The organism is Sphingopyxis sp. (genome assembly GCF_035686825.1).
Lineage (GTDB): Bacteria > Pseudomonadota > Alphaproteobacteria > Sphingomonadales > Sphingomonadaceae > Sphingopyxis.
This window is the reverse complement of sequence record NZ_DASRYZ010000002.1, coordinates 372,782-396,411: the sequence shown is the minus strand read 5'-3', so window position 1 is coordinate 396,411 and position 23,630 is coordinate 372,782. Positions and strand designations below refer to the sequence as shown.

Genomic DNA, 23,630 nt, shown 5'->3' with positions numbered 1-23,630 from the left:
ATTGGGTGTCTCGACTTCGCTCGACACGAACGGGAACGAACGCTCACCCATTCGCCGCGCGCGTCAGGTTGAGGAAGACATCCTCGAGATCGGCTTCGCGGGTCGAGACGTCGACGATGCCATGGCCCATGGCATTGACCGCGGCGAGGACTTCGCCGGCATTCATGCGGTCCTTGTTGTAGCTGATCGCAAGCCCGCGCTCGCCCTCGCGCTCGACCTTATCGAAGGCGGGGTGGCTCGGCAGCACGGTCACGTCTTGGTCTAGCGTGACGACGACGATCTTCTCGCGCGCCATATCGACCAGTTCGCGCGTCGGCTTGTTCGCGATCAGCTTGCCATGGTTGATGATCGCGATCCGGTCGCACAGCTCCTCGGCTTCTTCCAGATAGTGCGTCGTGAGGACGACGGTCACGCCGCGGTCGTTCAAGGACTGCACATATTCCCAAAGCTGCTGCCTGAGTTCGATGTCGACGCCCGCGGTCGGCTCGTCGAGCACGATGATCGGCGGCGAATGGACCATCGCCTTCGCGACGAGCAGGCGGCGCTTCATGCCCCCCGAGAGCGTGCGCGCGTAGGCGTCGCGCTTGTCGCTGAGGTGGACCGCGGCGAGCAGCTCGTCCGAAATCCGCCTGTCCTTCGGCACGCCATAGAGCCCCGCCTGATTTTCGAGCGTCTCATAGGGGGTGAAAAAGGGATCGAAGACGATTTCCTGCGGCACGATGCCGATCGAATATTTGGCGTTCCTGGGGTCGGCGTCGATGTCGAAACCCCAGATGCTCGCCGCCCCGCTCGTCTTGTTGACCAGCCCCGCGAGGATGTTGATCAGCGTCGACTTGCCCGCACCGTTCGGGCCCAGGAGGCCGAAAATTGCCCCTCGCGGCACGTCGAAGCTGACATTGTCGAGCGCCTGCTTGCCGCCGGCATAGAGTTTGGAGACGGCGTCGATGCGGATGGCGGCTTCACTCATGGCCGCCTCCATAGCCGCGCGCCTCTTCGCGTGAAAGCCATCTTCGCCGATAGATTTTCTGCTGACCGGCGCGTTAACGCTAAATTGGAATCTTGCCCTTAGAACGAGGTCTGTGGGGACCAGTCACATCTTTCGCCCGCTGCCCATGCAGCGCGGGCTAGCCATCGTTGCGCTCTCGATCGCGCCTTTCGCAGCCTCGCCGGCGCTGGCGCAGGCGGGCGCACCGGGCGAGGCCGAAGCCATCGTGCTTCGCCCGCTTTCCTTCTTCAAGGTGAACGACCTCGACTTCGGCGACATCATCCCGTCGAACGCCGCGGGGACCGTCACGATCGAACCCGACGGATCGCGGAACCGCACCGGCGGCGTGACCCTCGCGGGCGACGGCGGCGAACCTGCGCGCTTCGCCGGGCTCGGCAGCGTCAATCGCCAAGTCAATATCTCGCTGGGATCGAACAGCGTCTGGCTTACCGGGCCGGGCACGCGGATGCGCGCGCGCAATTTCGAGATCGGCAGCACACCGACCGCGATCCTGTCAACGTCGCCGACGCGCTTTCGCATCACCTCGCCGCTCGGCAATTATAATTTCCCGGTCGGGGCGACGCTCGAGGTCGGCGCCAACCAGGCGCCGGGCGAATACAGCGGCAGTTTCACGATCACCTTGAACTATCTTTAGGCTTCCTGTGGGGGGGAAGACGGCACCGGGGGACCACTGGCACCCGGACGGGTGCTTGCACCGGTGCCGTCACAGACCCCACCCCATGCGCAGACCCGATTGCCGAGCCTTCGCGGCCTTGCTATGGGCGCGGTCGATGACCCAGCCCGCACCCGAAACCATCCGCACGCCCAAGACCCGCATCGCCTGCGACGGCACCGGCGACGGCCTCGCCGATGCGGCGCTCGGCCACCCGCGCGTGTGGCTCGAAATCGACACCGACGAAGGCTTCGCCGACTGCGGCTATTGCGACCGGCGCTTCATCCTGATCGGCGGGGTCGCCGACAAAAGCTAAGCGTGGGCGGGGTTCCGGTGGCGCCAAGCGCGACCGGAGGTAAACGCCGCCTTTACCAAGCCCGTGCATCCTCGATGAAGGTCCGGTTGGCATAAATGTGTCAGACGGGAGCAGAATCGTGGGGATTCAAGGGACCAGATACAGGCAGGGAGCGTTTCGCGTCCTGACCATCGCGGCAGCGAGCGCGGCGCTATTTGCGCCGGCTTATGCCGCCGACATGGGCACCACCGCCAATGCGGCGGTCGTCCGTCCGAACACACTGATCAAGACCGACGATCTCGATTTCGGAACGCTGATCGGCGGATCGGCGGGCGGCACGGTCACGATCAACCCCGTCACCAACGGACGCAGCGCGACCGGCGGCGCGACACTCGTCGGCAACGATGGCCGCCGCGCGGTCTTCCAAGGCACCGGCGGCATATTCCTGATCACCGTGTCGGGCAGCACGTCGGTCACCCTCACCCGCGCCGGCGGCGGCGCGCCGGCAATAACCGCCAGCCTCGTCCGCGCCGCGACCACGAGCGGCGGCGGCATCGCGCTGCTCGGCGCGACATTGCTGCCGAGCGGCGTGCAGACCTATTATATCGGTGGCACACTCACCGTCCCCGCGAACCAGCCCGAGGGCAATTACAGCGGGACGTTCACGCTGACGGTCAATTATCTCTGACGAACCTTTGCGGTCGGCGAGACCAGCGCTTATATCCGTCTTATGACAAGCCCGACCGATCCCCGCCGCTTCCTCTATCGCGCCGACGCGCTCGACCCCGATCTCGCGCAGAAGCTTGCGCGCGAAGCACTCGCGAAAGCCGACGACGGCGAGCTTTACCTGCAATATCGCGCGACCGAGAGCTTCGGCTTCGACGACGGGCGCCTCAAGACCGCCGACTATTCGACCGACGCCGGCTTTGGCCTCCGCGCCGTATCGGGCGAGATGACGGGCTTCGCGCATGCGAGCGACGTCAGCGCGGGCGCGATCCGCCGCGCCGCCGAGACGCTCGCGCTGCTCGATCCCGCCAGCCAAGCCCCCGCCGGCCCGCCGCCGCGCACCAACCGCCACCTTTACGACGAGGCGAACCCACTCGACCTCATCCCCTTCGCGAAGAAGGTCGAGCTGTGCCAGAAGGTCGACGCCGCCGCGCGCGCGCGCGATCCGCGCGTCGTGCAGGTCTCGGTCGCGCTCGCCGGCAGTTGGTCGGTGGTCGAGATCGTCCGTGCCGACGGCTTCCTCGCGACCGACATTCGCCCGCTCGTCCGCCTCAACGTCTCGATCGTGGTCGAGGAGAATGGGCGCCGCGAATCGGGCTATTTCGGCCTCGGCGGGCGTTACATGTACGACCATCTGTTCGAGGAAGCGCAGTGGAACCGCGCGATCGACGAGGCGCTGAACCAGGCGCTCGTCAACCTGCGCGCGGTCGACGCCCCCGCGGGCGAGTTCACCGTGCTGCTCGGCCCTGGCTGGCCCGGCGTGCTGCTCCACGAAGCCGTCGGCCACGGGCTCGAAGGCGATTTCAACCGCAAGGGCACCAGCGCCTTTTCGGGAAGAATTGGAGAGCGCGTCGCGGCACCCGGCGTCACGGTGGTCGACGACGGCGCGATGGAAAGCCCCGTTGGCGGCGGTCGCCGCGGCTCGCTTTCGATCGACGACGAAGGCACCCCGACCGGCGAGACGGTGCTGATCGAGGACGGTATCCTCAAGGGCTATATGCAGGACCGCCTCAACGCGCGCCTGATGGGCGTCGAGCCCACCGGCAACGGCCGGCGCGAAAGTTTCGCGCACGCGCCGATGCCGCGGATGACCAACACCTTCATGCGCGGCGGCAGTGACGATCCCGCCGAGCTCCTGTCGCGCGTCAAGAACGGCATCTTCGCCAAGAGCTTCGGCGGCGGACAGGTCGATATCGTGTCGGGCAAGTTCGTCTTCAGCTGCACCGAGGCGTACAAGATCGAGAATGGCAAGCTTGGCGACTCGATCAAGGGCGCGACGCTGATCGGCGACGGGCCGAGCGTGCTGACGAAGGTCACCGGCATCGGCAATAATATGGCGATCGACGAGGGCATCGGCATCTGCGGCAAGGCGGGGCAGAGCGTGCCCGCAGGGGTCGGCCAGCCGACGCTGCTGGTGAGCGGGCTGACGGTAGGCGGGACGGCCTGACGCGCCTGTGATCGCCCTCACTTGGCGTTCGCCCCTCCCGCGCATATAGGATAGCCAAACAGAAAGAAGATTCGGTCGCATCATCCGTGGGGGATCCCCTGCAACAGGGAGGATAATATGCGTTCGACTCTGCATTTTGTGTCCGCGGCCCCCGTCGCCGCGATGCTTGCCGCCGTTCCCGGCTCGGCGCAAAAAACGACCGGCCCCAAGGAACGGTACGAGATGGACGTCGCGACGATGTCGGGCTTCGCCGCGATGGCGGGCGGCGGACGCGGCGGGCTCGGCGGCGCGATGGGGATGATGTTCGGCGGCGATCCGTCGAGCAAGGTCGCGCATCAGCTCCTGCTCCGTCTCGGCTCGAACGATGCGGCCACCGCGCCGCCGCCAAAGGGCGACCATTTCTTTCAGCCGCAGGCGAAGATGGGCAAATCGGTCCCGCTATATTGGGAGGAAGGCAAGGAAGCGACGGGAACGACGCCGTTCGAACGGCCGAAGGGCCGCCTGCTGCTCTATTGGGGCTGCGGCGCGAAGGCGGGCCCCGGCCAGCCGGTCGTGATCGATTTCGCCAAGGTCGCTGCGGGCCAGATGCCGCCGAACCTGTTTTCGAGCGCGGTGCCGGTGATCCGCGAGGTCAGCAAGGCGAACAGCCGTTCCTATATCGACTGGCCGAACAAGAAGGGCGGGCGCCAGCCGGGGTCGGGCTCGTCGCTGATCGGCGCGCACCGCATCGCGAGCAATATCGGCCCCGACATCAATTTCACGCTCGCGCAGGATTATATGCAGGGCCTGTCGGCGTCGACCGCGATCCAGGGCGACCAGTCGGTGATGGTGCGCTGGAATGCGGTGCCGGGCGCGACCGGCTATGTCGCGTGGACGATCGGCGGCATGTCGGGCGGCAGCGGCGGGAAAGACATGGGCGACATCGTCTGGTGGACGAGCAGCGCGTCGAAGGAATTCGGCGGCGGCCTATGGGACTGGCTGCCGCCGTCGGTCGTCGCGAACCTGATCACCAAAAAGATCGTGATGCCGCCGTCGCAGACAAGCTGCCAGATCCCCGCCGAGGTCAAGAAGGCGTCGGGCGAGATGATGATCGGCAATTTGAACGCCTTCGGCCCCGAGGCCAATTTCTCCTACCCGCCGAAGCCCGCGGGCAATGCGGCGTGGAACATCGACTGGACGGCGAAAGTCCGCTTCCGATCGCACACGATGCTGATGATCGGCGCCGATTTCGGCGGCATGAGCGGCGCGAACACTGGTGGCGGCACGCCGGCCGAGCCCGCGAAAAAGAAGAAATGCAAGGGCCCGTTCGGGATTCCGCTCCCGGACGGGGCGTGCTGAAAGCGCGGCGAGTCAGGCCCTGTTCACGCATGATCGCGTAAAAGAGCGCCGGGTAGGGTATGATGAAGACAGGAGTCGAACCATGCGTCACCTCATCCCGGCGCTCATTGCCGCCGCGGCCGTAGCGGCCGCCCCCGCCGCGACCGCGCGCGAAAAGCTCGAGCCCGAAGCCGAGCTCGCCAAGCTGCTCGAAGGCCGCGTTGCGGGCGAACCGCAGGACTGCATCCCGCTCTCAACCGCGCGCAGCTCGCAGATCATCGACAAGACCGCGATCGTCTACAAAGTCGGCAGCACCTATTGGGTCAACCGGCCGAAGGGCGGCGCAGAATCGCTCGACGACGACGATATCCTCGTCCTCAGGACGACGGGTAGCCAGCTGTGCAGCATCGACACGCTCGAACTGCACGATCGGACGAGCCGGATGTACAGCGGCTTCGTCTCGCTCGGCGAGTTCGTTCCCTATCGGAAAGCGAAGGGCGAATAGCTCGTCATCGCGAGCGCACAACTAAGCGATCCAGGGTTGCGCAAACCGCTCTGGATTGCTTCGCTGCGCTCGCAATGACAAGTGATTCCCAAGCACCCGCCCCTCCCCCCGCCGACTGGGCCAAGCAACTGCTCGCCTTCTGGTTCGACGACCATGATATGGACGACTGGTACGGCGGCGGCCCCGATTTCGATGCCGAGGTCCGCGAGCTTGCCGAAGGCTGGCACGAAGCCCTCCGCTCGCAGCCCGCCGAAGTCTTTCTGACCGACCCCGACACCGCGCTCGCGGCGACGATCCTCTTCGACCAGGTGCCGCGCAACATCTATCGCGGCTACGCCGACGCTTTCGCGACCGACAGCCTCGCCCGCGCGATCGCGCGCGGCATCGTGACACGCGGCTGGCACGAAGGCTGGCCCGACGAGCGCCGGCAGTTCGCCTGCCTGCCCTTCCAGCATAGCGAAGATCTGGGCGACCAGCGCGAATCGCTGCGCCTCTTCGGCCAGTTCGACGACCCGATGTTCCAGGATTATGCGCAAAAGCATTTCGACATCGTCGATCGTTTCGGCCGCTTCCCGCACCGCAACGAAGCCCTCGGCCGCGCGACGCGCGCCGATGAGGAAGCGGCGATAGAAGAGGGCAAGAATTGGTGATAGGCACGTCGCGAACCGGAGAGCAGCCATGGCCGAATTCACCGAAACGCTGACCGAAAAACATATCGCCTTCATCGGAAAGCAGCCGGTCTTTTTTACCGCGACCGCCGCCGCCGATGGTCGGATCAACCTCTCGCCGAAGGGCTATGCCGACAGCTTCAAGGTGCTTTCGGATATGCAGGTCGCTTATCTGGACCTCGGCGGGTCGGGGAACGAAACGCACGCGCATCTGGCGGCCGACGGACGGATCACGATCATGTTCTGCGCCTTCGATCGCAGCGCGCTGATCCTGCGCATCTATGGCCGCGGCCGCCCGGTCCTGCCACAGGATGCCGAATGGGACGCGCTCGCGGCCCATTTCACGCTGCTTCCCGGCACGCGCCAGATCTTCGTGATCGACGTCGAAAGCGTGCAGACGAGCTGCGGCTGGGGCGTGCCGATGATGGAATTGCAACACGAACGCGACACGCTGCAGAAATATCACCGCCAGGCCGACCGCGCGCTGTGGGTCGAGAAATTCAAGGAACGCAACCGGAGCATCGACGGCCTGCCGACGCGCCCGACCGACCGCTTTATCGCGGGAGACGCCTGATGCCGCTGGTCGAGTTGGTGCGGCTTCCCAATGGCGCCGAGGCCGAATTGCTGCGCGGCCGGCTCGAAAGCGCGGGTGTGCATGCGGTCTGCTTCGACGCGGGGATGAACATCGCCGAAAGCGTCGGGCTGCTCATCCCGGTGCGCGTGATGGTGCTCGACGAGGATCTGGGCGAAGCGCGCGCGCTGATGACCGAGTTCGAGGGCGGCGGGAACGGAAACGCGGCCTGAGCGCTTGAAAAGCAGATGATCAAGGTCGCCAGTTACAATATGCGCAAGGGCATCGGGCTCGATCGCCGTCGCGATCCCGGCCGCGTGCTCTCGGTGCTCGGCGAACTCGACGCCGACATCGTCGCGCTGCAGGAGGCCGACCGCCGTTTCGGCACCCGCGCAAGCGCGATCCCGCCGCACATGTTCGAGGATCATAGCGATTATGTCCCCGTCGACCTCTTGAGCGGCCGCCCCTATGCGATCGGCTGGCACGGCAATGCGCTGCTCGTGCGCAAGGGCGCCGAGGTCGAGGAAAGCCACGCGCTCCACCTGCCGACGCTCGAACCGCGCGGCGCCGTCGCGGCGACGGTGCGCATCGGCGATACGCGGCTCCGCGTCGTCGGCATGCACCTCGACATTTCGGGGCTGCGCCGCCGCCAGCAGGCGCGCGCGATCCTGAACCACGTCGCCGAGGGCGAGCCCTTGCCGACGATTCTGATGGGCGATTGCAACGAATGGCGCGCCAGCGGCGGCTGCCTTTCCGATTTCGGCGCGCATCACCGCCTCGTCGACACCGGCCACAGCTTCCACAGCCGCCGCCCCGTCGCCAAGCTCGACCGGATTTTCGCGACCCCCGACCTCGAAGCAGTCGAGGCGGGCGTCCACCGCAGCGCGCTCGCGGCGCGCGCCTCGGATCATTTGCCCATCTGGGCGCGATTTACGAAGGCGTCCTAAGTCGCCCTCCTTGGGTGCCTAAAATTTAGGCAAAGGTCTGCCTCGCCTGCCCACCGAACGCACGATCCGGCGCGTCGGCGACTCCAAAACCGTCACAAAATGTTAACTTTCGATCCTCGAGCGCAATTTGGCACGCCCGTTGCAGAGCGACATGGTGCCATTAGCAAAAGGGGGCGTCATGAAGCTGATCCTGGCCATCATCAAACCATTCAAGCTCGACGAGGTGCGCGAGGCGCTGACCGGTCTCGGCATCGCCGGCATGACCGTGACCGAGGTCAAGGGCTTCGGCCGGCAAAAGGGGCAGACCGAAATCTACCGCGGCGCCGAATATGCCACCAACATGGTGCCGAAGGTGAAGATCGAACTCGTCTGCGACGACGCGCTGGCGCCGCGGGTCGTCGAAACGCTGCAGCAAAGCGCCGGCACCGGTTCGATCGGCGACGGCAAGATTTTCGTCCTCGACGTCGGTCAGGCCGTGCGCATCCGCACGGGCGAAACCGGCGAGGCGGCTCTGTAATGACAAAGGGGGAAGCAATGAAGTTCGCAAACAAGATTGCGGCGGGCGCGGGGGCGATCGGCCTGTCGCTGTTCGCCGCGCTGCCCGCCTGGGCCCAGGAAGCCGTCACCGAAGCGGCGCCCGCCGTCGCCCAAGCCGCCGCACCCACGCCCGACAAGGGCGACACCGCGTGGATGATGGTCGCGACCGTGCTCGTGATGGCGATGATCGTTCCCGGCCTCGCGCTCTTTTACGGCGGCCTCGTTCGCACCAAGAATATGGCCTCGGTGCTGACGCAGGTGCTCGCCGTCGCGGCGCTCGCGATGGTGCTCTGGGTCATGTACGGCTACGGCCTCGCCTTCGGCGGCGATGCCAACTGGCTCATTTCGTCGGGCAAGTTCTTCCTTGCCGGCGTCACCGCCGATTCGAACGTCGCGACCTTCACCGACGGCGTCGTCATCCCCGAATTCGTCTTCATCGCCTTCCAGATGACCTTCTCGGCGATCACCGTCGCGCTCGTGCTCGGCGGGCTCGTCGAGCGCATGAAATTCTCGGCGGTGATGGTCTTCGCGATCGTCTGGCTGACCATCGTCTATTATCCGATCGCGCACATGGTCTGGTACCTCGGCGGTGACGAAGCCTCGACCGGCCTGATCTTCGGCTGGGGGGCGCTCGACTTCGCGGGCGGCACCGTCGTCCACATCAACGCGGGTATCGCGGCGCTCGTCGGCGGCTTCATCATCGGCAAGCGCAGCGGTTATCAGAAGGACATCATGGCGCCGCACTCGCTAACCATGACGCTGATCGGCACCGGCCTCCTGTGGGTGGGCTGGTTCGGCTTCAACGCCGGCTCGGCGCTTGAAGCCAATGGCTCGGCCGGCCTTGCGCTGATCAACACCTTCACCGCCACCGCCGCCGGCGTTCTCTTCTGGATGCTCACCGAACGCGTCCTCGGCCACAAGGGTTCGCTGCTCGGCGCCTGTTCGGGCGCGATCGCCGGCCTCGTCGCGGTCACCCCGGCCGCGGGCAATTCGGGCCCGTTCGGCGCGATCCTGCTCGGCGCGATCGCCGGCGTCGTCTGCTGCTGGTTCGTGATGAAGATCAAGCCCAAGCTTGGCTTCGACGACTCGCTCGACGTGTTCGGCATCCACGGCATCGGCGGCCTGATCGGCTCGGTGCTGACCGCGGTCACCATGCTGCCCGCGCTCGGCGGTCCGGCGGGCGACGATTATGTTCTCGGCAGCCAGCTCTGGATCCAGATCAAGTCGGTCGGCGTCGCCGTCCTCTGGTCGGCGGTCGGTTCGGCCATCGCCTTCACGATCGCCAAGGCGGTCACCGGCGGGCGCGTCTCCGAAGAGGTCGAACGCGAAGGCCTCGACCTCGGCGAGCATGGCGAGCGCGCCTATAATTATTGACGAGACAGGAACCCGTCGCCGCACGTCTCTCTCTCCTTTCAAACGGCGGCGGCGGGGGCCTAACGAGGTTCCTCCTGCGAACCACTAGCCGGGGCTTGGCCCCGGCTTTTTTTAGTTGTGGCCGGAAGGGTCACGGCCCCGGGACCGACGTCCCGGCCTCTTTTTATACTGTGGCGGCGACGCAACAGGTTCGGGTAATTTTATTACGCGCGAATCGTCCCCCATTGCCTCTCACCCGCAAGAGGCGCACCCTCCCGCCCGGACCAGCGTCAGATTGGCCACCAGGAGGAGGATTATCATGAATGCACGAGCATCTTTGCTCGCCGGCTTGTCGTGCCTTGCGCTCGCAAGCGCCCCGGCAGCGGCGCAGGAGGCGCCATCGGGCAGCTATGACGGCAACGAGATCATCGTCACCGCCACCAAGCGCGACGCGAGCCTTCAGGACGTTCCCTTTTCGATCAACGCCCAGACCGAACAGGCGATCGAGCGCGCCAATGCGAGCACGATCGAGGATCTGTCGCGCAACGTCGCGGGCCTGACCGTCCAGAATCTCGGACCCGGGCAGAGCCAAGTGTCGGTGCGCGGCGTGTCGGCGGGTCAGATCGCGCGCGACCAGCCGGGCGTCAAGGAACAGGTCGGCGTCTACCTCGATGAATCGGTCGTCTCGCTGTCGCTGTTCACCCCCGACCTCGACCTGTTCGATTTGAACCGCGTCGAAACGCTGCGCGGGCCGCAGGGCACGCTTTTCGGCTCGGGATCGGTCGGCGGCACGCTGCGCTATATCACCAATCAGCCGACCACCGACCGCGTCGAGGGCAAGGTCGAAGGCAATGTGAATCTCGTCGACGGCGACGATTTCGGCGGCCACCTCAAAGGCGCGATCAACCTGCCGCTGAGCGAGAATCTCGCGATGCGCGCGGTCGGCTATTACACGCGCTACGGCGGCTTCATCAACGCGCTGCGCGAAGGCGGCGGCGAGAGCGAGGACGTCAACAGCGGCGAACGTTATGGCGGGCGCTTCTCGCTGCGCTGGGAACCCGCCGAGGGCCTCTCGATCACGCCGCGCGTCGTCTATCAGAAGGTGACGACCGACGGCTTCAACCGGCAGGAGGTCTACAACCTCTACGCCAACCAGTTCACGACGACGCGGCCGCAGGTGACCTTCGAGGAACGCCAGCAATATCTGCTGCTCGACGAAGCGTTCGAGGACGAGGTCAAGCTCTTCGACCTCACGATGAACTATACCGGCGACGTCATCGGCGTGACCTCGGTCACCACCTACACCGACCGCGACATCCTCGTCAGCCGCGATGCGAGCGCGCTCACCGGCAGCGTGTCGTCCGACCTCGGCTTTCCCGACGCGGGCATCCTGCTTCCCTCGAACCTGGTCGACACCACGGGGGTCAAGCAGTTCACGCAGGAAGTCCGCGTCAATTCGGCGGGCGACGGCCCCTTCCAGTGGCTGATCGGCGGCTATTATGCGAATGTGAAGCGCGACTATACCCAGCGCCTGCCGACGCCGGGCTACGACGCTTTCACCAACCAGTTCTTCATCGACGCATGCAACGCCGACCCCGATGATTGCGGACCCGGCGGGGTGCCGCTCACCGCGGCCGATATCGCCAACGGCTTCGGGCCCGATTCGCCCTACAACGCCGACATTCCCTATGATCTGTCGCAAATCGCGATCTTCGGTGAGGTCAGCTATGATTTCACCGACCGCCTGACCGCGACGGTCGGCGGGCGTTATTATGCCTTCGACGAAAGCCGCCGCTTCGTGTCGGGCGGGCTCTTCCCGAACGGCGACAATGCGCGCGACAAGACCTCGTCGACCGGCTTTTCGCCGCGCCTGCTCTTGAGCTACGACGTCGCCGACGGCGTCACGCTCAATGCCCAGGCGTCGAAGGGCTTCCGCCTCGGCGGGGTCAACGATCCCTTGAACCTGCCGCTCTGCGACGGCGGCAATCCGGGCGGCCCCGATGCCGAGACCTTCGGCGGCCGGCCGCGCTACGACGACGAAACGCTGTGGAACTATGAAGGCGGGGTGAAGGCGCAGTTCGGCGGCATCACCTTCAACGCCGCGGGCTTCTATACCAAGATCAACAATCTGCAGGTCACCGCCGATGCCGGCAGTTGCTCGTCGCGTATCGTCTTCAATGCCGACGCGCATACGATGGGGCTCGAATTCGAGCTGTCGGCGAGCCCGTTCACCGGCTTCGATCTCGGACTGTCGGGCAGCTATGTCGAGGCCGAGTTCGACTCGACGCTGACGCGCCCCGACGGAACGGTGATCGAGGGCATCCGCGACGGCAACCGCCTGCCCTCGGTGCCGAAGTTCCAGATGGCGGCCAATGCGACCTACAGCTTTCCGATCGACGCATCGGGGAACAGCAACGCCTTCGTCACCGCCTCCTTCCAGCATGTCGGCAGCCGCTATACGCAGCCGGGCGATCAGGAGAACAACCCGCGGACCTTCGAGCATGGCTTCACTTTCGGCGGCGCGCCGATCGGGTCGGCGACGACGCTCGACCTCAAGCTGCCCGATTATCAGCTGGTCAATATCGGCGCGGGAATCGAGTTTCCCGACGAACTCGAAATCTCGGTCTATGTGAACAATCTGCTCGACGAAAATGCGCTGCTCGCCTTCGACCGCGAGCGTGGCGGGCGCGCACGCCTCGGCTTTGCGACGAACCAGCCGCGGACCTTCGGCGTCACGGTGCGAAAGGGCTTTTAAGCGGCTGCGAAAGGGGGCCGGATCGCCGGCGCGCGCCGACCCCTTTCTCAACTGAAATGCTGCACAAATTTTGTGCAACATTGCCGCAATTTTGGCCTTTCCAACATGACATTAATATGGCATTCATTGGGTCAACAGTTTCAGGAGGGGAGAGCCTGAAAGGCTGGGCCGGGACGCAAGTCCCGGCCCTCTTTTTTTGTGCGCACCATACGCCCGCCTGAAAAGTGGCGGCTTTCAGGGTTTTTTTCGCGTGTAGCGCAGCACGGCGAAGACGCGCCAGCCACCATCTTCCTGCAGGACCGAATCGCTAACGAGGAGCCGCCTACCCTCTTCGAGGACATAGGTCGATCGGCCGATCTCGACATCGGCGCTGCCCCAATGCGTCCACCATTTCGCCGCATTCACCCCGCCCGCAACCGCGCGTGCGCGCCCCGTGCTGTCGGTCCATTTTCCACTGACGCGCCCCTTGGCGTCGACGGCATAGGTCGCCTCGGCCGAGTAGGTGAGGGGTGGCGTTCGGGCGATGCTCAGCCGATAGGCAAGCGTCGCCGCGCCGCCCTCGCCCGCTGCGATTTCGAGCGTCGCGGTCGCGGGCTGGCCGAACGCCTCACCCTCACCGACCCAGCTTCCGTGCCAGGCGGTCAGCGACGACGGCTCGGCGGCGGGCGCCGGGGACGCGAGCAGCGCCGCCGCGGCCCAGCCGAGTGCCGTCATGGCGCCATCTCGGACTGCGAGAACATGAAAGCATTGCCGTCGGGATCGTAGAAGGTGAGCAATTTCACCAGCCCCGGGATATGCTGGATATCGCCGTCCTGCCGCACGCCCTCGGCATCGAGATGCGCCTTGGCCTGGGCGATGTCGGCGACTTCGAACACATTGGTCGCGCCGCCGCCCTGCGTCACGCTCTCGATCTCGCTCAGCCCGATATTGACCCCCGCCATCGGCGTTTTCAGCTCGCACCAGCCGATCTCGTCGGCGCGGTAGAGCAGTTCGCAGCGCATCACCCGCTCATACCAGGCGATCGACGCGGTCATGTCCTTCACCCCCATCGAGCAGGTGAGTTCGGATCCATATTCGAGTGCCATGTCTTTGCTCCCTCTGCCAACATCCTTGCACCGATGGTCTGGTTTGTATAGTTAGTTGCAAATGCCGTCAAGCAAGCCCGATCCGCCACCGCCCGATTCCCTGTTGGTCCAGCTCGGCAGCCACCGCTGGCTGGTGCCCTTGCTCGCCGATCTCGCGGGCCACAAAGGCGCGCGCTTCGTCGAGCTCGCCCATCGGCTCGGACTGTCGCGCGACAGCCTGACGCGGACGCTCGAGGCGGCGCGGGCGATCGGCTGGGTGCAGCGCAACCCCGGCCACGGCCACCCGCTCCGCCCCGAATATATATTGACCGAAAGCGGACAGGCGGCCGCCGCGCGCGCCGCGACGATCGCCGAAGCCCATGGCGCGCTCGGCCTGCCCCCGGGGGCCGCGACGCGCTGGGGGCTGCCGCTCGTCGTCGGAATCGGCGCGGGGCACGACCGCTTCAACGCGCTGTCGCGTCTGCTCGCCCCCGCGACACCACGGGCGCTGTCGCAGGGACTGGCCGCGCTTGGGCGTCATGGGCTGGTGACGCGCGAGGTGATCGACATGCGCCCGCCCGCGAGCCGTTATGAATTGACGGGCAGCGGGCGATTGCTGGCGGCCGCTTGCTCTTAGCTCTCAGGCCAGCGCGGCCTTCACGAAATCCGCCGCGCGCTCGCCGATCATGATGCTTGGCGCGTTGGTGTTGCCCGAAACGAGTCGCGGCATCACGCTCGCATCGGCGACCCACAGTCCGTCGATGCCTTTGAGCTTCAGCGTCGGATCGACCACCGCATCGGCGTCATTCCCCATCCGGCACGTGCCCACGGGGTGATAGACGGTGTCGGCGCGATTGCGGATCAGCGCGTCGAGCGCCGCATCGTCGTCGAGATCGACCGGGTGGCGGTCGACCCCCGCATAATCCGACAGCGGCGGCGCGGCGGCGATGCGGTGCATCATCCGCACCCCGGCGCGCAGCGTCGCCATGTCGCGCGCATCGGTCAGGAAGCCCGGATCGATCACCGGCGCCGCGGCGGCATCGCCCGATGCCAGCGTCACCGACCCGCGGCTCTCGGGCCTGAGCACGCAGGCGTGGCACGAAAAGCCGTGCCCCTTCACCTTGGTGCGGCCATGATCCTCGAGCATCGCGGGGACGAAATGATATTGGATGTCGGGCGCGGGCAGGTCGGGCCGCGATTTCCAGAAGCCGCCCGCCTCGGCGAAACAGGTCGTCATGATCCCGCTGCGTTTGGTGCGATGCTCGAAGATCGCCTTCAGCATCCGCCAGGTGCCGCCCGGACTGTCGCCGAAGGGGTCGGCCGAGCGCGTCTCCCAGCTCGACACATAGTCGATATGATCCTGCAGATTCGCGCCCACGCCGGCGCGGTCGAGCGCGACGGCGACTCCCTTCTCCTGCAGATGCGCGCCCGGCCCGATTCCCGACAGCATCAATATCTGCGGGCTGTTGAAGGCGCCCGCCGACAGGACGACCCCGCCGCGCGCGCGCAGCGTCTCGCGTTTCGATCCGCGCCGGATGACCACCCCCGTCGCGCGGCCATCCTCGATCAATATCCGCTCGACCAGCGCGCCGGTGCGCACCGCGAAATTGCCATGCTCGCGCAAGGGTTCGACATAGGCGCGCGCCGCCGACCAGCGCTCGCCGCCCTTCTGCGTCACCTGATAGAGGCCGAAACCTTCTTGCTGCGCGCCGTTGAAATCGGCGGTGCGCGGCAGTTGCAGCACCGCCGCGCTCTCGACGAAGCGCCGGCTCGTTACATTGGGCCAGCGCTGGTCCATGACATTGAGGGGCCCGCCGCTGCCGTGGAAATCATCGGCGCCGCGCTCATTATGCTCGGCGCGCTTGAACCAGGGGAGTACGTCGGCATAGCTCCAGCCCGTCGCGCCCAATGACGCCCACTGATCGTAATCGAACTTGTGCCCGCGGATATAGACCATCGCGTTGATCGCGCTTGACCCGCCGAGCCCGCGCCCGCGCGGCTGATATCCGACCCGGCCGTTCAGTCCCTTTTGCGGCACCGTCTCATATTTATAGTTCGAGCTGTTCCGGATGAAGGGCATGAACCCCGGCGTCTTGATCAGCATATTGTCGTTGCGGCCACCCGCCTCGACCAGACAGACGGTGCGCGTGCCGTCCTCGGCAAGCCGCCCCGCCGCCGCGCTCCCCGCGCTGCCGCCGCCGATGACGATGATGTCGAACTGATCCATGCTCGCGACTCTCCCTCGCGCCGCCTGCTGGCGGTCTCCCGGATGCTTACATGAATGTCATTAGGGAGCGAGGCAAGGGGCATCACGCGCGCACGAACGGACGGAGGGAAAGACGCTACTCCGCCGGCTCCTCGACCGGCCGCCCGGCCGCCCAGCGCTGCTTGATCATCGCGCTCGTCGCGCGGCTGCCGTCGTGGCTCCAGCCGGGCTCGCGCCACATGTACGAAAGCTTGTGCCGCCACGGCGCGTGCCAGACGTCCTTCGCGATCCCGACCCACTCATGCACCGCGGCCCAGAGGATGTTGAAGCTGCCGAGTTGTTTGACGATGCCGTAACGTACCGGTTCGTCGTCGCGCTCGGGGACGAAGCTGCCGAACATCTTGTCCCAGATGATGAAGACGCCGGCGTAATTGGCGTCGAGATAGCGCGGGTTCACGCCATGATGGACGCGGTGGTGCGACGGGGTGTTCATCACCGCCTCGAACCAGCGCGGCATCCGCCCGATCGCCTCGGTATGGATCCAGAACTGGTAGATCAGGTTCAGCCCCGCGCAGAAAAAGACCATCGCGGGTGGAAAGCCGATCAGGAACAATGGCAGGCGGAAGAGGAAGGTCAGGCTCAAAAAGCCCGTCCAGGTCTGCCTGAGCGCGGTCGACAGATTATAATGCTGGCTCGAATGATGGATGACATGGCTCGCCCAGAACCAGCGCACGCGGTGCGCGCTGCGGTGAAAGGCATAATAGGCGAGGTCGTCGAGGAAGAAGCAGAGGATCCACGCCCACCACCAGGTGCCGAATTCGATCCCGATATCGAACAGGCGGAACTGATAGACCCAAACCGCCATACCGATCACCGCCGCGCCGACGAGCGCTCCGGCGACCTGACTTACCGTCCCGAGCATCAGCGAGGTCAGCGTGTCGCGCGCCTCATACCGGCTCTTGTCGCGCCTGAGCGAGACGATCATCTCGGCGATCAACAGCAGAATGAAGACGGGAACCGCGTAAACGACGGGATCGGGAAGCTCAGGCACGGGCGATATCCCGCATGCGCGATGCCCACATCCCCGCATCCTTCCCCAGTTGCAGCGTCACCGCACCGAATGTCCGTTCCGGCGTCGTCAGTGTCAGGAAATCCTTATCGAGTCGCCCGATGACACTGGCGTCGACCGGCCGCGCCGCGAAATGATTGCCGTGCGCGCGCACCAGCATCATCCGTCCTTCGGCATTGCGGACGATCGCCGCGAAGCCAGCGCGGTCGCGCGCCACTTCGATCCCGCAAAACCCCGCTTCGGCCTCTTCGGCGAGCCGGATCGCATGGGCTTCATCCGCAATCCGCGGATCAGCGCCGAGCCCCATCCTGCCGACCAGCCAGGCGATGAACAGCACCGCGACGAGCGATGCGCCGGTCTGGATCGCGACCGCGGTCATTTTTCCCCCGAAAGCGCGTCCAGCATCGGCCGCAGCCCCGAAAGATCATAACCCGCCTTCGCCGCCGCATCGACAATACCGTCCACGTCGTCGCCGGCGCGCGCGCGGCTCAGTGCCCAGAGATGCGTCGAGCGCGTTCCCGAACGGCAATAGGCGAGGATCGGCCCGGTCGCGCTCGCCAGCAATTTGTCGAGCGCATCGATCTGCGCGTGGCTGAACCCCGCATGGCCGATCGGGATCGCGGCATAGGCCAGCCCCTCGGCGGCGCAGGCGGTCGATATATGCTCGCCCTGCGGCGCCGCGGGCTCCTCGCCGTCGGGACGGTTGTTGATCACCAATGCAAAGCCTTGCGCCTTGGCCTCGGCGACAGCCTCGATGTCGATCTGCGGCGCGACGCTGAATTGGGCGGACAGGGGACGAAAATCACTCATGCCGCCGATCTACTCCCGCCGCCCACTTGCTGACAAGCATGAAGGTGGGGGCGTGAAGGTGCGATCAATATTGCCGGATCACGTTCAGGAACGCGTCGCCCCACGCGTCGAGCTTCTTGCCGCCGACGCCCGGAATGTCGGCGAGCGCGCTTCGCGTCGCGGGCCGTTCGCTCGCCATCGCGCGCAGCACCGCGTCGTGGAAGATTACATAGGGCGGCACCCCGGCTTCGGCCGCCAGTTCGCGCCGCATCGCGCGCAGCGCATCGAACAAGGGATCGCCGACCGGGTTCGCGGCGGCCCGATCCGCGCGCGAAGCCCTCTGCGTCCGCTTCACCGGCGGCTCGGCGATCAGCACCGGCGTTTCGCCCTTCATCATCGCGCGCCCGGCGGGGCCGAACATCAGCCCGCCATGCTCGGTCGTCTCGAGCGCCTCGCGCGCGACGAGCGTGCGGACGAGCGGCTTGATCAGCCGCGCTTCCTCGCCCGCGACGATTCCGAAGACCGAGAGCTTGTCGTGCCCGCGCTGGGCGATGCGCTCATCGCTCCGGCCGGTGAGCACCGCCTCGACATGCCCCGCGCCGAAGCTCTGCCCGGTGCGATAGACCGCCGAGAGCAATTTCTGCGCCAGCACCGTCGCGTCGATCTGGCTTGGCGGCTCGAGGCAATTGTCGCAATTGCCGCAGCGCTCGGGCGGCGACTCGCCGAAATGGCGGAGCAGCAGCGCGCGCCGGCACTCGACCGTCTCGACGAGCGCCGCGAGCGCATTGAGCCGCACCCGTTCGCCCGCGACCCGCGCCTCGGGCAGTTCGCCGAGCCGCATCCGGGCGCGCGCGAAATCCTCGGCGCCCCACAGCATCAGCGCCTCGGCGGGGTCGCCGTCGCGCCCCGCGCGCCCCGTTTCCTGATAATAACTCTCGATCGACTTCGGCAGCCCGGCATGCGCGACGAAGCGCACGTCGGGCTTGTCGATCCCCATGCCGAAGGCGACCGTCGCGGTGACGATCCCGTCCTCCGACGCGACGAAGTCGTGCTGCACCCGCGCGCGACGCTCGGGATCGAGCCCGGCGTGATAGGCGGCAACGCTGCGCCCCGTAGCGGCGGCAAGCTTCGCCGCCATGCGTTCGGTCCCGTCGCGCGTCGGGCAATAGACGATCCCCGGGCCGGGATTGGCGGCGATAAAATCGGTGAGCTGCTTCGCCGGACTCACGCGCGGCGTCACGCGGTAGCGGATATTCGGGCGGTCGAACCCTGCGAGCACCAGCCCCTCGGCCGGAATGCCGAGCTGAAGGAGGATATCCTCGCGCGTATGCTTGTCCGCCGTCGCCGTCAGCGCGAGCCGCGGCACCGAGGGAAAGGCGTCGAGCAGCGGCCGGAGCAGGCGGTAATCGGGCCGGAAATCGTGCCCCCATTCGCTAACGCAATGCGCCTCGTCGATCGCGAACAGCGCGGGGGTGCGCGCTGCCATCAGCGACCGGAAGCCTTCGCCGGTGGCGCGCTCGGGCGCGATGTAGAGAAGATCGAGTTCGCCGTCGCGATACGCCTGCCGCGTGTCGGCGAAATCGGCATCGACGCTCGTCAGGCTCGCCGCGCGAATCCCCGCCGCGCGCGCGCCGCGCAACTGGTCGTGCATCAGCGCGATCAGCGGCGACACGACGACGACGCAGCCGGTCAGCGCCACCGCGGGCAATTGATAGGTCAGCGACTTGCCCGCCCCCGTCGGCATCACCGCCAGCGTATGTTCGCCCGCCATCACGCGATCGACGACCTCGCCCTGGCGGCCGCGGAAATGATCGAAACCGAAGGTGGATTTGAGCAGCGGAAGGAGCGCGTCGGCGGACATTGAGGAGGGCGATAGGAAGTTTGGCGCGGTGGGGGAAGTCCCCGATTGATCTATGCCCGCGTCAGCATCGCGCGCTCGGCCATGCGCGACGCGGTCTCGCGCTCGGCCATCACGACATGGTCGGCGCCGCGCCGCACCAGATCGCTCACTTCCTCATCCGAATGCGCGCGCGCGACGATGACGAGCTTGGGATTGATCGCGCGCGCGCGCCGCACGATCGCGCCCGCCTCGACCCCTTCGGGAATCGCGATCAGCAGCGTCGACGCCGCATCGAGTCCGGCCTGCCGCAGGATGCTTTCTTTCGTCGCGTCGCCGACGATCACCGTCGCGCCCGCGGCCTCGGCGGCGGCGGCCATGTCCTTCTGGTCCTCGATCACCGTCAGCCCTTCGCCGCGTCCGCAGATCATCCCGCCAATATGGCTGCCGACGCGGCCATAGCCGATCAGGACGACCCCGGCGTTGCACGGTTCGGGCGTTTCGGCGGCCGCGCCCTCGGGCTGCTCCGCGGCGGGCTCGTCGGAACGGATGCGTTTTACCGCCAGCGTGAAGAGGATCGGGTTGAACAGGATCGACAGCATCGACCCCGCGAGGATCAGGTCACGCCCGGTTTCGGGCAGCACTTTCAGGCCGACGCCGAGCCCGGCGAGGATGAACGAGAATTCGCCGATCTGCGCGAGGCTGACCGAGATCGTCAGCGCGGTCTGGTTGGGATGGCCGAAGGCGCGGACCAGCGCATAGGCGGCGAGCGACTTGCCGACGACGATGATCGCCACCGTCGCCACGACCGGTCCCGGCTGTTCGGTCAAGACCTCGGGATTGAACAACATTCCCACCGACACGAAGAAGAGCACGGCAAAGGCATCGCGCAGCGGTAGGGTCTCCTCAGCGGCGCGCCGCGACAGCTGCGTCTCGCCGAGGATCATGCCGGCAAAGAAGGCGCCGAGCGCGAAACTCACGTCGAAAATCACCGCCGCGCCGAATGCGACCCCCAAGGCGATCGCGAGCACCGCGAGCCGGAACAACTCGCGCGATCCCGAATGCGCGACCCAGTGAAGCACCCACGGCAGGATTCGCCGCGCGATCAGGAACATGAAAGCGCCGAAACCAACGACCTTGATCAGCACGATCGCCGCCGATTGCAGCAGCCCCGCGGTCGCTCCTTCGTCGCCGCGGTCGCCGAACATCGCGGGCAACAGCACGAGCGCGAGCACCATCACGAGATCCTCGACGATCAGCCAGCCGACCGCGATTCGTCCCTTTTCGGTCTCGACCATGTCGCGCGCCTGCAGCGCGCGCAGCAGCACAACGGTCGACGCAACCGACAGCGCCAGCCCGAACACCGCGCTCCCCTCGATCGACCAGTCCAGCCACAGGCCGAGCATCATGCCGAGCGCGGTCGCGACCGCGATCTGCGCGATCGCCCCCGGGACCGCGATCTTGCGGACCGAAAGCAGGTCCTTGAGCGAAAAGTGGAGCCCGACCCCGAACATGAGAAGAATGACGCCAATCTCGGCGAGTTGCATCGCCAGCCCCGTGTCGGCGACGAAGCCCGGAGTGAAAGGCCCGACGAGGATGCCCGCGAGCAGATAGCCCGCGATCGGCGAGATTTTGAGCCGGTGCGCGAGCGCCCCCATCAGGAAGGCGACCCCCAGGCCCGCGACGATGGTTCCGATCAGCGTGGTATCATGCGGCATGAACCCCTGCGTAAAGGGCGCATGTGCGGAGGGTCAACCCAAGCCAAGTATTTTAGTTAAAATTGCGCCTTCAGGCCGCGTAAACCCGCTCGCCGTCGCCCTCGTCCTCGCCCGTGGCCACGCCGCGCCCCGGCCGCCCGATCAGGAAGCCCTGCGCCTCGTCGCATCCCTCGCGGCGCAGCACATCGAGCTGCTCGGCGGTCTCGATCCCCTCGGCGAGGATCGGGATCGACAGGCTTTTGCCGAGCGCGAGCACCGCGCGCAGGATCGCGGTCGACTGAACGTTGCCGGCGAGTTCGGCGAGGAAGAAGCGGTCGAGCTTGATCTTGTCGAACGGAAATGCGCGCAGCGTTTCGAGCGACGAATAGCCGGTGCCGAAATCGTCGAGCGCGACCCCGACGCCCAATGCCTTGATCTGGCGCAGCACGTGCAGCGCGCGCTCGCGGTCGGCGATGATCGCGGTTTCGGTGAGCTCGATCTCCAACCGCCGCGGCGGCAGGCCGGTGTCGAGCAGGATCTGGTGGAACAAACGCGGCAAATCGACATGCGCGAGTTGCAGCGGCGATACGTTGACCGCGACCTTCGAGGCGTGCGGCCACGCCGCCGCGTCGGTGCAGGCGCGCCGCAACACCCATTCGCCGAGCGTCAGGATGAAGCCGTTCGCTTCGGCAAGCGGGATGAAGATGGCGGGCGGGATCGCACCGCGAACCGGATGCGTCCAGCGCAGCAGCGCTTCATATCCGGTGATCTCGCCGGTAGTGACCGAGGTCTGGACCTGATAATGGACGTCGAGCTGGTCGCGCTCGATCGCGCTGCGCAGGTCGGTCGCGAGTTCGCGCTGGTCGCGGATCGCCTCGTCGAGCTGCCAGTCATAGTGGCAGGGTGTGGTCGCCGCGTCGGCCTTCGCGCGGTACATCGCGAGGTCGGCGTTGTTCGCCAGCATCTCGGCGGTCGCCGCATCGTCGGGAAAGACCGCCACGCCGATGCTCGCGCCGAGCCGCGCCTCGAAATCGGGAAAGATAAGCGGCGCCTTGAGTTCGGCATCGAGCCGCGCCGCGAACGCCGCGAGCTGCGCGCGCTCGGTAAAGCGCGTCAGCGCGACGAACTCGTCGCCGCCCAGCCGCGCGACGAACTCATTATGCCCCAGGGTGTCGCGCATCCGTTGAGCAATCCGCGCTAGCACCTCGTCACCGGCCTTGTGGCCGTGGACATCGTTGATTTCCTTGAAGCGGTCGAGGTCGATCGCGCAGAGGCCGACGCGCTCGCCGCTTACCATCGCCGCCCCGATCTGCCGCGCCAGTTCGGCGCGAAAGGCGGTGCGATTGGGCAGGCCTGTCAGCGCATCGTTCATCGCCATCCGCATCAGTTCGCGCAGCGCCTCCGACCGCGTCTGGCGGTCGAGCATCGCGGCGAAGACGCCCGCCGCGATCACGATGCCGCCGACGAGGACCGTCGCGAGCGCGAGGGCGTTGAACTCCGCCGGGCGCAGCGGCGTCTCGTCGAGCGCCATCGGGGTGATCCGCATCGCGGTCATCGCGAGAAAATGGAGCGACGCGATCGCCAGCACGATGAGCAAAGTCGCGAGCGGCACGCGGTATCGTACCGCGCGGCCCGTGCGCAGCACGGTCAGCGCGGCGGCGGCGAAGGCCATGCCGCAGATCACCGCCGCGGCGATATACTCGCCGTCCCACGCGACGATCCCGTCGACACGGTACGCGGTCATGCCGGTGAAGTGCATCGCGGCGATCGCGGCGCCGAACAGCGCCCCGCCGATCGCGCCGAAAACCTCGTCCTTGCCCCACGCCGCGACCGCGAAGCCGATGAAGCTGCCGACCATCGCGACCATCAGCGAGGCGATGGTCAGCACCGGGTCAAGCGTCACCGGTGCTTTCGCTTCGAAGGCGAGCATTGCGACGAAATGGGTGCACCAGATCGTCGCGCTCGCGGCGACGGCGACGAGGAAGGCCCAGGCGATCCCCTGCGTACGCGAGGCGTCGCGCGCGCGCTCGAACATCTGGACGATCGCAAACGCGCCGACGCCGCATATCGCGACCGCCAGCGCGACGAGCCACGGATCGTGGTCGATCGCGATACACATCGCCAGCCTGATCAAGCGCCCACCTTCCCCTCGAACGTCCGCCAGCCTGACGGACAGGTCCAAAGAGGCT

General features: G+C 66.4%; 24 protein-coding genes. 14 read left to right on the top strand and 10 right to left on the bottom strand.

Translation table 11 applies throughout. The features are described 5' to 3' along the window. Positions 1–43 precede the first annotated feature (43 nt). Entirely contained in the window at positions 44–967 is a 924-nt protein-coding gene (locus tag VFG17_RS03250) for an ABC transporter ATP-binding protein (RefSeq protein ID WP_325028023.1), read from the bottom strand. 112 nt (positions 968–1,079) lie between these two features. Between VFG17_RS03250 and VFG17_RS03245 the strand changes: the two genes are divergently transcribed. The 13 genes from VFG17_RS03245 (at position 1,080) to VFG17_RS03185 (ending at position 12,779) form a co-directional block, all read left to right on the top strand. Further along, positions 1,080–1,640: a DUF4402 domain-containing protein gene (locus tag VFG17_RS03245; RefSeq protein ID WP_325028022.1), complete on the top strand. Its 561-nt coding sequence runs from the start codon at positions 1,080–1,082 to the stop codon at positions 1,638–1,640. A gap of 136 nt (positions 1,641–1,776) precedes the next feature. Further along, complete coding sequence (locus VFG17_RS03240; RefSeq protein WP_325028021.1) at positions 1,777–1,974, top strand: zinc-finger domain-containing protein; 198 nt, start codon at positions 1,777–1,779, stop codon at positions 1,972–1,974. A gap of 118 nt (positions 1,975–2,092) precedes the next feature. Next, positions 2,093–2,641, top strand: coding sequence for a DUF4402 domain-containing protein (locus tag VFG17_RS03235; protein WP_325028020.1), 549 nt, complete (start codon positions 2,093–2,095; stop codon positions 2,639–2,641). A 42-nt stretch (positions 2,642–2,683) separates the two neighbouring features. After that, positions 2,684–4,126, top strand: a complete 1,443-nt coding sequence (tldD, locus tag VFG17_RS03230) for a metalloprotease TldD (RefSeq protein WP_325028019.1) — start codon at positions 2,684–2,686, stop codon at positions 4,124–4,126. Between the two features lie 117 nt (positions 4,127–4,243). Then, positions 4,244–5,464: a hypothetical protein gene (locus VFG17_RS03225; protein ID WP_325028018.1), complete on the top strand. Its 1,221-nt coding sequence runs from the start codon at positions 4,244–4,246 to the stop codon at positions 5,462–5,464. Positions 5,465–5,546: 82 nt separating this feature from the next. Beyond that, entirely contained in the window at positions 5,547–5,948 is a 402-nt protein-coding gene (locus tag VFG17_RS03220) for a hypothetical protein (RefSeq protein ID WP_325028017.1), read from the top strand. A gap of 74 nt (positions 5,949–6,022) precedes the next feature. Then, positions 6,023–6,598 (top strand): DUF924 family protein, encoded by a 576-nt coding sequence (locus tag VFG17_RS03215; protein ID WP_325028016.1) that lies wholly within the window; start codon positions 6,023–6,025, stop codon positions 6,596–6,598. Between the two features lie 28 nt (positions 6,599–6,626). Beyond that, positions 6,627–7,190 (top strand): pyridoxamine 5'-phosphate oxidase family protein, encoded by a 564-nt coding sequence (locus VFG17_RS03210; protein WP_325028015.1) that lies wholly within the window; start codon positions 6,627–6,629, stop codon positions 7,188–7,190. After that, on the top strand, positions 7,190–7,420 hold the full coding sequence (locus tag VFG17_RS03205) for a DUF2007 domain-containing protein (protein ID WP_325028014.1): 231 nt from the start codon (positions 7,190–7,192) through the stop codon (positions 7,418–7,420). Before VFG17_RS03210 ends, VFG17_RS03205 begins: the two co-directional genes overlap by 1 nt. A gap of 15 nt (positions 7,421–7,435) precedes the next feature. Then, a complete protein-coding gene (locus VFG17_RS03200) occupies positions 7,436–8,134 on the top strand; it encodes an endonuclease/exonuclease/phosphatase family protein (RefSeq protein WP_325028013.1) in 699 nt (232 codons plus the stop codon). Positions 8,135–8,312: 178 nt separating this feature from the next. Next, entirely contained in the window at positions 8,313–8,651 is a 339-nt protein-coding gene (locus VFG17_RS03195; protein WP_003043080.1) for a P-II family nitrogen regulator, read from the top strand. A gap of 17 nt (positions 8,652–8,668) precedes the next feature. Further along, positions 8,669–10,045 carry an ammonium transporter gene (locus VFG17_RS03190; RefSeq protein ID WP_325028012.1) on the top strand — a complete coding sequence of 459 codons (1,377 nt, stop codon included), beginning with the start codon at positions 8,669–8,671 and terminating at the stop codon, positions 10,043–10,045. 298 nt (positions 10,046–10,343) lie between these two features. Further along, the gene (locus tag VFG17_RS03185; protein WP_325028011.1) at positions 10,344–12,779 is read left to right on the top strand and encodes a TonB-dependent receptor; all 2,436 of its coding nucleotides are present in this window, start codon (positions 10,344–10,346) and stop codon (positions 12,777–12,779) included. 234 nt (positions 12,780–13,013) lie between these two features. Here the strand turns inward: VFG17_RS03185 and VFG17_RS03180 are convergent, their stop codons facing one another. After that, complete coding sequence (locus VFG17_RS03180; protein ID WP_325028010.1) at positions 13,014–13,493, bottom strand: hypothetical protein; 480 nt, start codon at positions 13,491–13,493, stop codon at positions 13,014–13,016. Next, complete coding sequence (locus VFG17_RS03175; protein ID WP_325028009.1) at positions 13,490–13,864, bottom strand: VOC family protein; 375 nt, start codon at positions 13,862–13,864, stop codon at positions 13,490–13,492. The genes VFG17_RS03180 and VFG17_RS03175 overlap by 4 nt, the downstream gene beginning before the upstream one ends. A gap of 61 nt (positions 13,865–13,925) precedes the next feature. Between VFG17_RS03175 and VFG17_RS03170 the strand changes: the two genes are divergently transcribed. Continuing rightward, complete coding sequence (locus tag VFG17_RS03170) at positions 13,926–14,480, top strand: winged helix-turn-helix transcriptional regulator (protein WP_325028008.1); 555 nt, start codon at positions 13,926–13,928, stop codon at positions 14,478–14,480. A gap of 3 nt (positions 14,481–14,483) precedes the next feature. Here the strand turns inward: VFG17_RS03170 and VFG17_RS03165 are convergent, their stop codons facing one another. The 7 genes from VFG17_RS03165 to VFG17_RS03135 all read right to left on the bottom strand — a co-directional run bounded on the left by VFG17_RS03165 (position 14,484) and on the right by VFG17_RS03135 (position 23,575). Beyond that, entirely contained in the window at positions 14,484–16,070 is a 1,587-nt protein-coding gene (locus VFG17_RS03165) for a GMC family oxidoreductase (protein ID WP_325028007.1), read from the bottom strand. Positions 16,071–16,185: 115 nt separating this feature from the next. Further along, the gene (locus tag VFG17_RS03160) at positions 16,186–17,100 is read right to left on the bottom strand and encodes a sterol desaturase family protein (RefSeq protein WP_325028006.1); all 915 of its coding nucleotides are present in this window, start codon (positions 17,098–17,100) and stop codon (positions 16,186–16,188) included. Next, positions 17,093–17,497: a hypothetical protein gene (locus tag VFG17_RS03155; protein ID WP_325028005.1), complete on the bottom strand. Its 405-nt coding sequence runs from the start codon at positions 17,495–17,497 to the stop codon at positions 17,093–17,095. The genes VFG17_RS03160 and VFG17_RS03155 overlap by 8 nt, the downstream gene beginning before the upstream one ends. Beyond that, on the bottom strand, positions 17,494–17,928 hold the full coding sequence (locus tag VFG17_RS03150) for a TIGR01244 family sulfur transferase (protein ID WP_325028004.1): 435 nt from the start codon (positions 17,926–17,928) through the stop codon (positions 17,494–17,496). The genes VFG17_RS03155 and VFG17_RS03150 overlap by 4 nt, the downstream gene beginning before the upstream one ends. Positions 17,929–17,992: 64 nt before the next feature. Further along, positions 17,993–19,768, bottom strand: a complete 1,776-nt coding sequence (recQ, locus tag VFG17_RS03145; protein WP_325028003.1) for a DNA helicase RecQ — start codon at positions 19,766–19,768, stop codon at positions 17,993–17,995. A 50-nt stretch (positions 19,769–19,818) separates the two neighbouring features. Further along, positions 19,819–21,462 carry a YbaL family putative K(+) efflux transporter gene (ybaL, locus tag VFG17_RS03140; protein WP_325028002.1) on the bottom strand — a complete coding sequence of 548 codons (1,644 nt, stop codon included), beginning with the start codon at positions 21,460–21,462 and terminating at the stop codon, positions 19,819–19,821. Positions 21,463–21,532: 70 nt separating this feature from the next. Beyond that, a complete protein-coding gene (locus tag VFG17_RS03135; protein ID WP_325028001.1) occupies positions 21,533–23,575 on the bottom strand; it encodes a putative bifunctional diguanylate cyclase/phosphodiesterase in 2,043 nt (680 codons plus the stop codon). Positions 23,576–23,630 lie beyond the last annotated feature (55 nt).

What these genes read in the sequence shown, in the direction of transcription:
- VFG17_RS03250 (WP_325028023.1), bottom strand. Translation starts at nt 967, where the DNA reads ATGAGTGAAGCCGCCATCCGCATCGACGCCGTCTCCAAACTCTATGCC.
- VFG17_RS03155 (WP_325028005.1), bottom strand. Translation starts at nt 17,497, where the DNA reads ATGACCGCGGTCGCGATCCAGACCGGCGCATCGCTCGTCGCGGTGCTG.
- VFG17_RS03170 (WP_325028008.1), top strand. Translation starts at nt 13,926, where the DNA reads ATGCCGTCAAGCAAGCCCGATCCGCCACCGCCCGATTCCCTGTTGGTC.
- VFG17_RS03190 (WP_325028012.1), top strand. Translation starts at nt 8,669, where the DNA reads ATGAAGTTCGCAAACAAGATTGCGGCGGGCGCGGGGGCGATCGGCCTG.
- recQ (WP_325028003.1), bottom strand. Translation starts at nt 19,768, where the DNA reads ATGTCCGCCGACGCGCTCCTTCCGCTGCTCAAATCCACCTTCGGTTTC.
- VFG17_RS03240 (WP_325028021.1), top strand. Translation starts at nt 1,777, where the DNA reads ATGACCCAGCCCGCACCCGAAACCATCCGCACGCCCAAGACCCGCATC.
- VFG17_RS03220 (WP_325028017.1), top strand. Translation starts at nt 5,547, where the DNA reads ATGCGTCACCTCATCCCGGCGCTCATTGCCGCCGCGGCCGTAGCGGCC.
- VFG17_RS03180 (WP_325028010.1), bottom strand. Translation starts at nt 13,493, where the DNA reads ATGACGGCACTCGGCTGGGCCGCGGCGGCGCTGCTCGCGTCCCCGGCG.
- VFG17_RS03150 (WP_325028004.1), bottom strand. Translation starts at nt 17,928, where the DNA reads ATGAGTGATTTTCGTCCCCTGTCCGCCCAATTCAGCGTCGCGCCGCAG.
- VFG17_RS03225 (WP_325028018.1), top strand. Translation starts at nt 4,244, where the DNA reads ATGCGTTCGACTCTGCATTTTGTGTCCGCGGCCCCCGTCGCCGCGATG.
- VFG17_RS03215 (WP_325028016.1), top strand. Translation starts at nt 6,023, where the DNA reads ATGACAAGTGATTCCCAAGCACCCGCCCCTCCCCCCGCCGACTGGGCC.
- VFG17_RS03210 (WP_325028015.1), top strand. Translation starts at nt 6,627, where the DNA reads ATGGCCGAATTCACCGAAACGCTGACCGAAAAACATATCGCCTTCATC.
- VFG17_RS03185 (WP_325028011.1), top strand. Translation starts at nt 10,344, where the DNA reads ATGAATGCACGAGCATCTTTGCTCGCCGGCTTGTCGTGCCTTGCGCTC.
- VFG17_RS03165 (WP_325028007.1), bottom strand. Translation starts at nt 16,070, where the DNA reads ATGGATCAGTTCGACATCATCGTCATCGGCGGCGGCAGCGCGGGGAGC.
- VFG17_RS03195 (WP_003043080.1), top strand. Translation starts at nt 8,313, where the DNA reads ATGAAGCTGATCCTGGCCATCATCAAACCATTCAAGCTCGACGAGGTG.
- VFG17_RS03205 (WP_325028014.1), top strand. Translation starts at nt 7,190, where the DNA reads ATGCCGCTGGTCGAGTTGGTGCGGCTTCCCAATGGCGCCGAGGCCGAA.
- VFG17_RS03175 (WP_325028009.1), bottom strand. Translation starts at nt 13,864, where the DNA reads ATGGCACTCGAATATGGATCCGAACTCACCTGCTCGATGGGGGTGAAG.
- ybaL (WP_325028002.1), bottom strand. Translation starts at nt 21,462, where the DNA reads ATGCCGCATGATACCACGCTGATCGGAACCATCGTCGCGGGCCTGGGG.
- tldD (WP_325028019.1), top strand. Translation starts at nt 2,684, where the DNA reads ATGACAAGCCCGACCGATCCCCGCCGCTTCCTCTATCGCGCCGACGCG.
- VFG17_RS03200 (WP_325028013.1), top strand. Translation starts at nt 7,436, where the DNA reads ATGATCAAGGTCGCCAGTTACAATATGCGCAAGGGCATCGGGCTCGAT.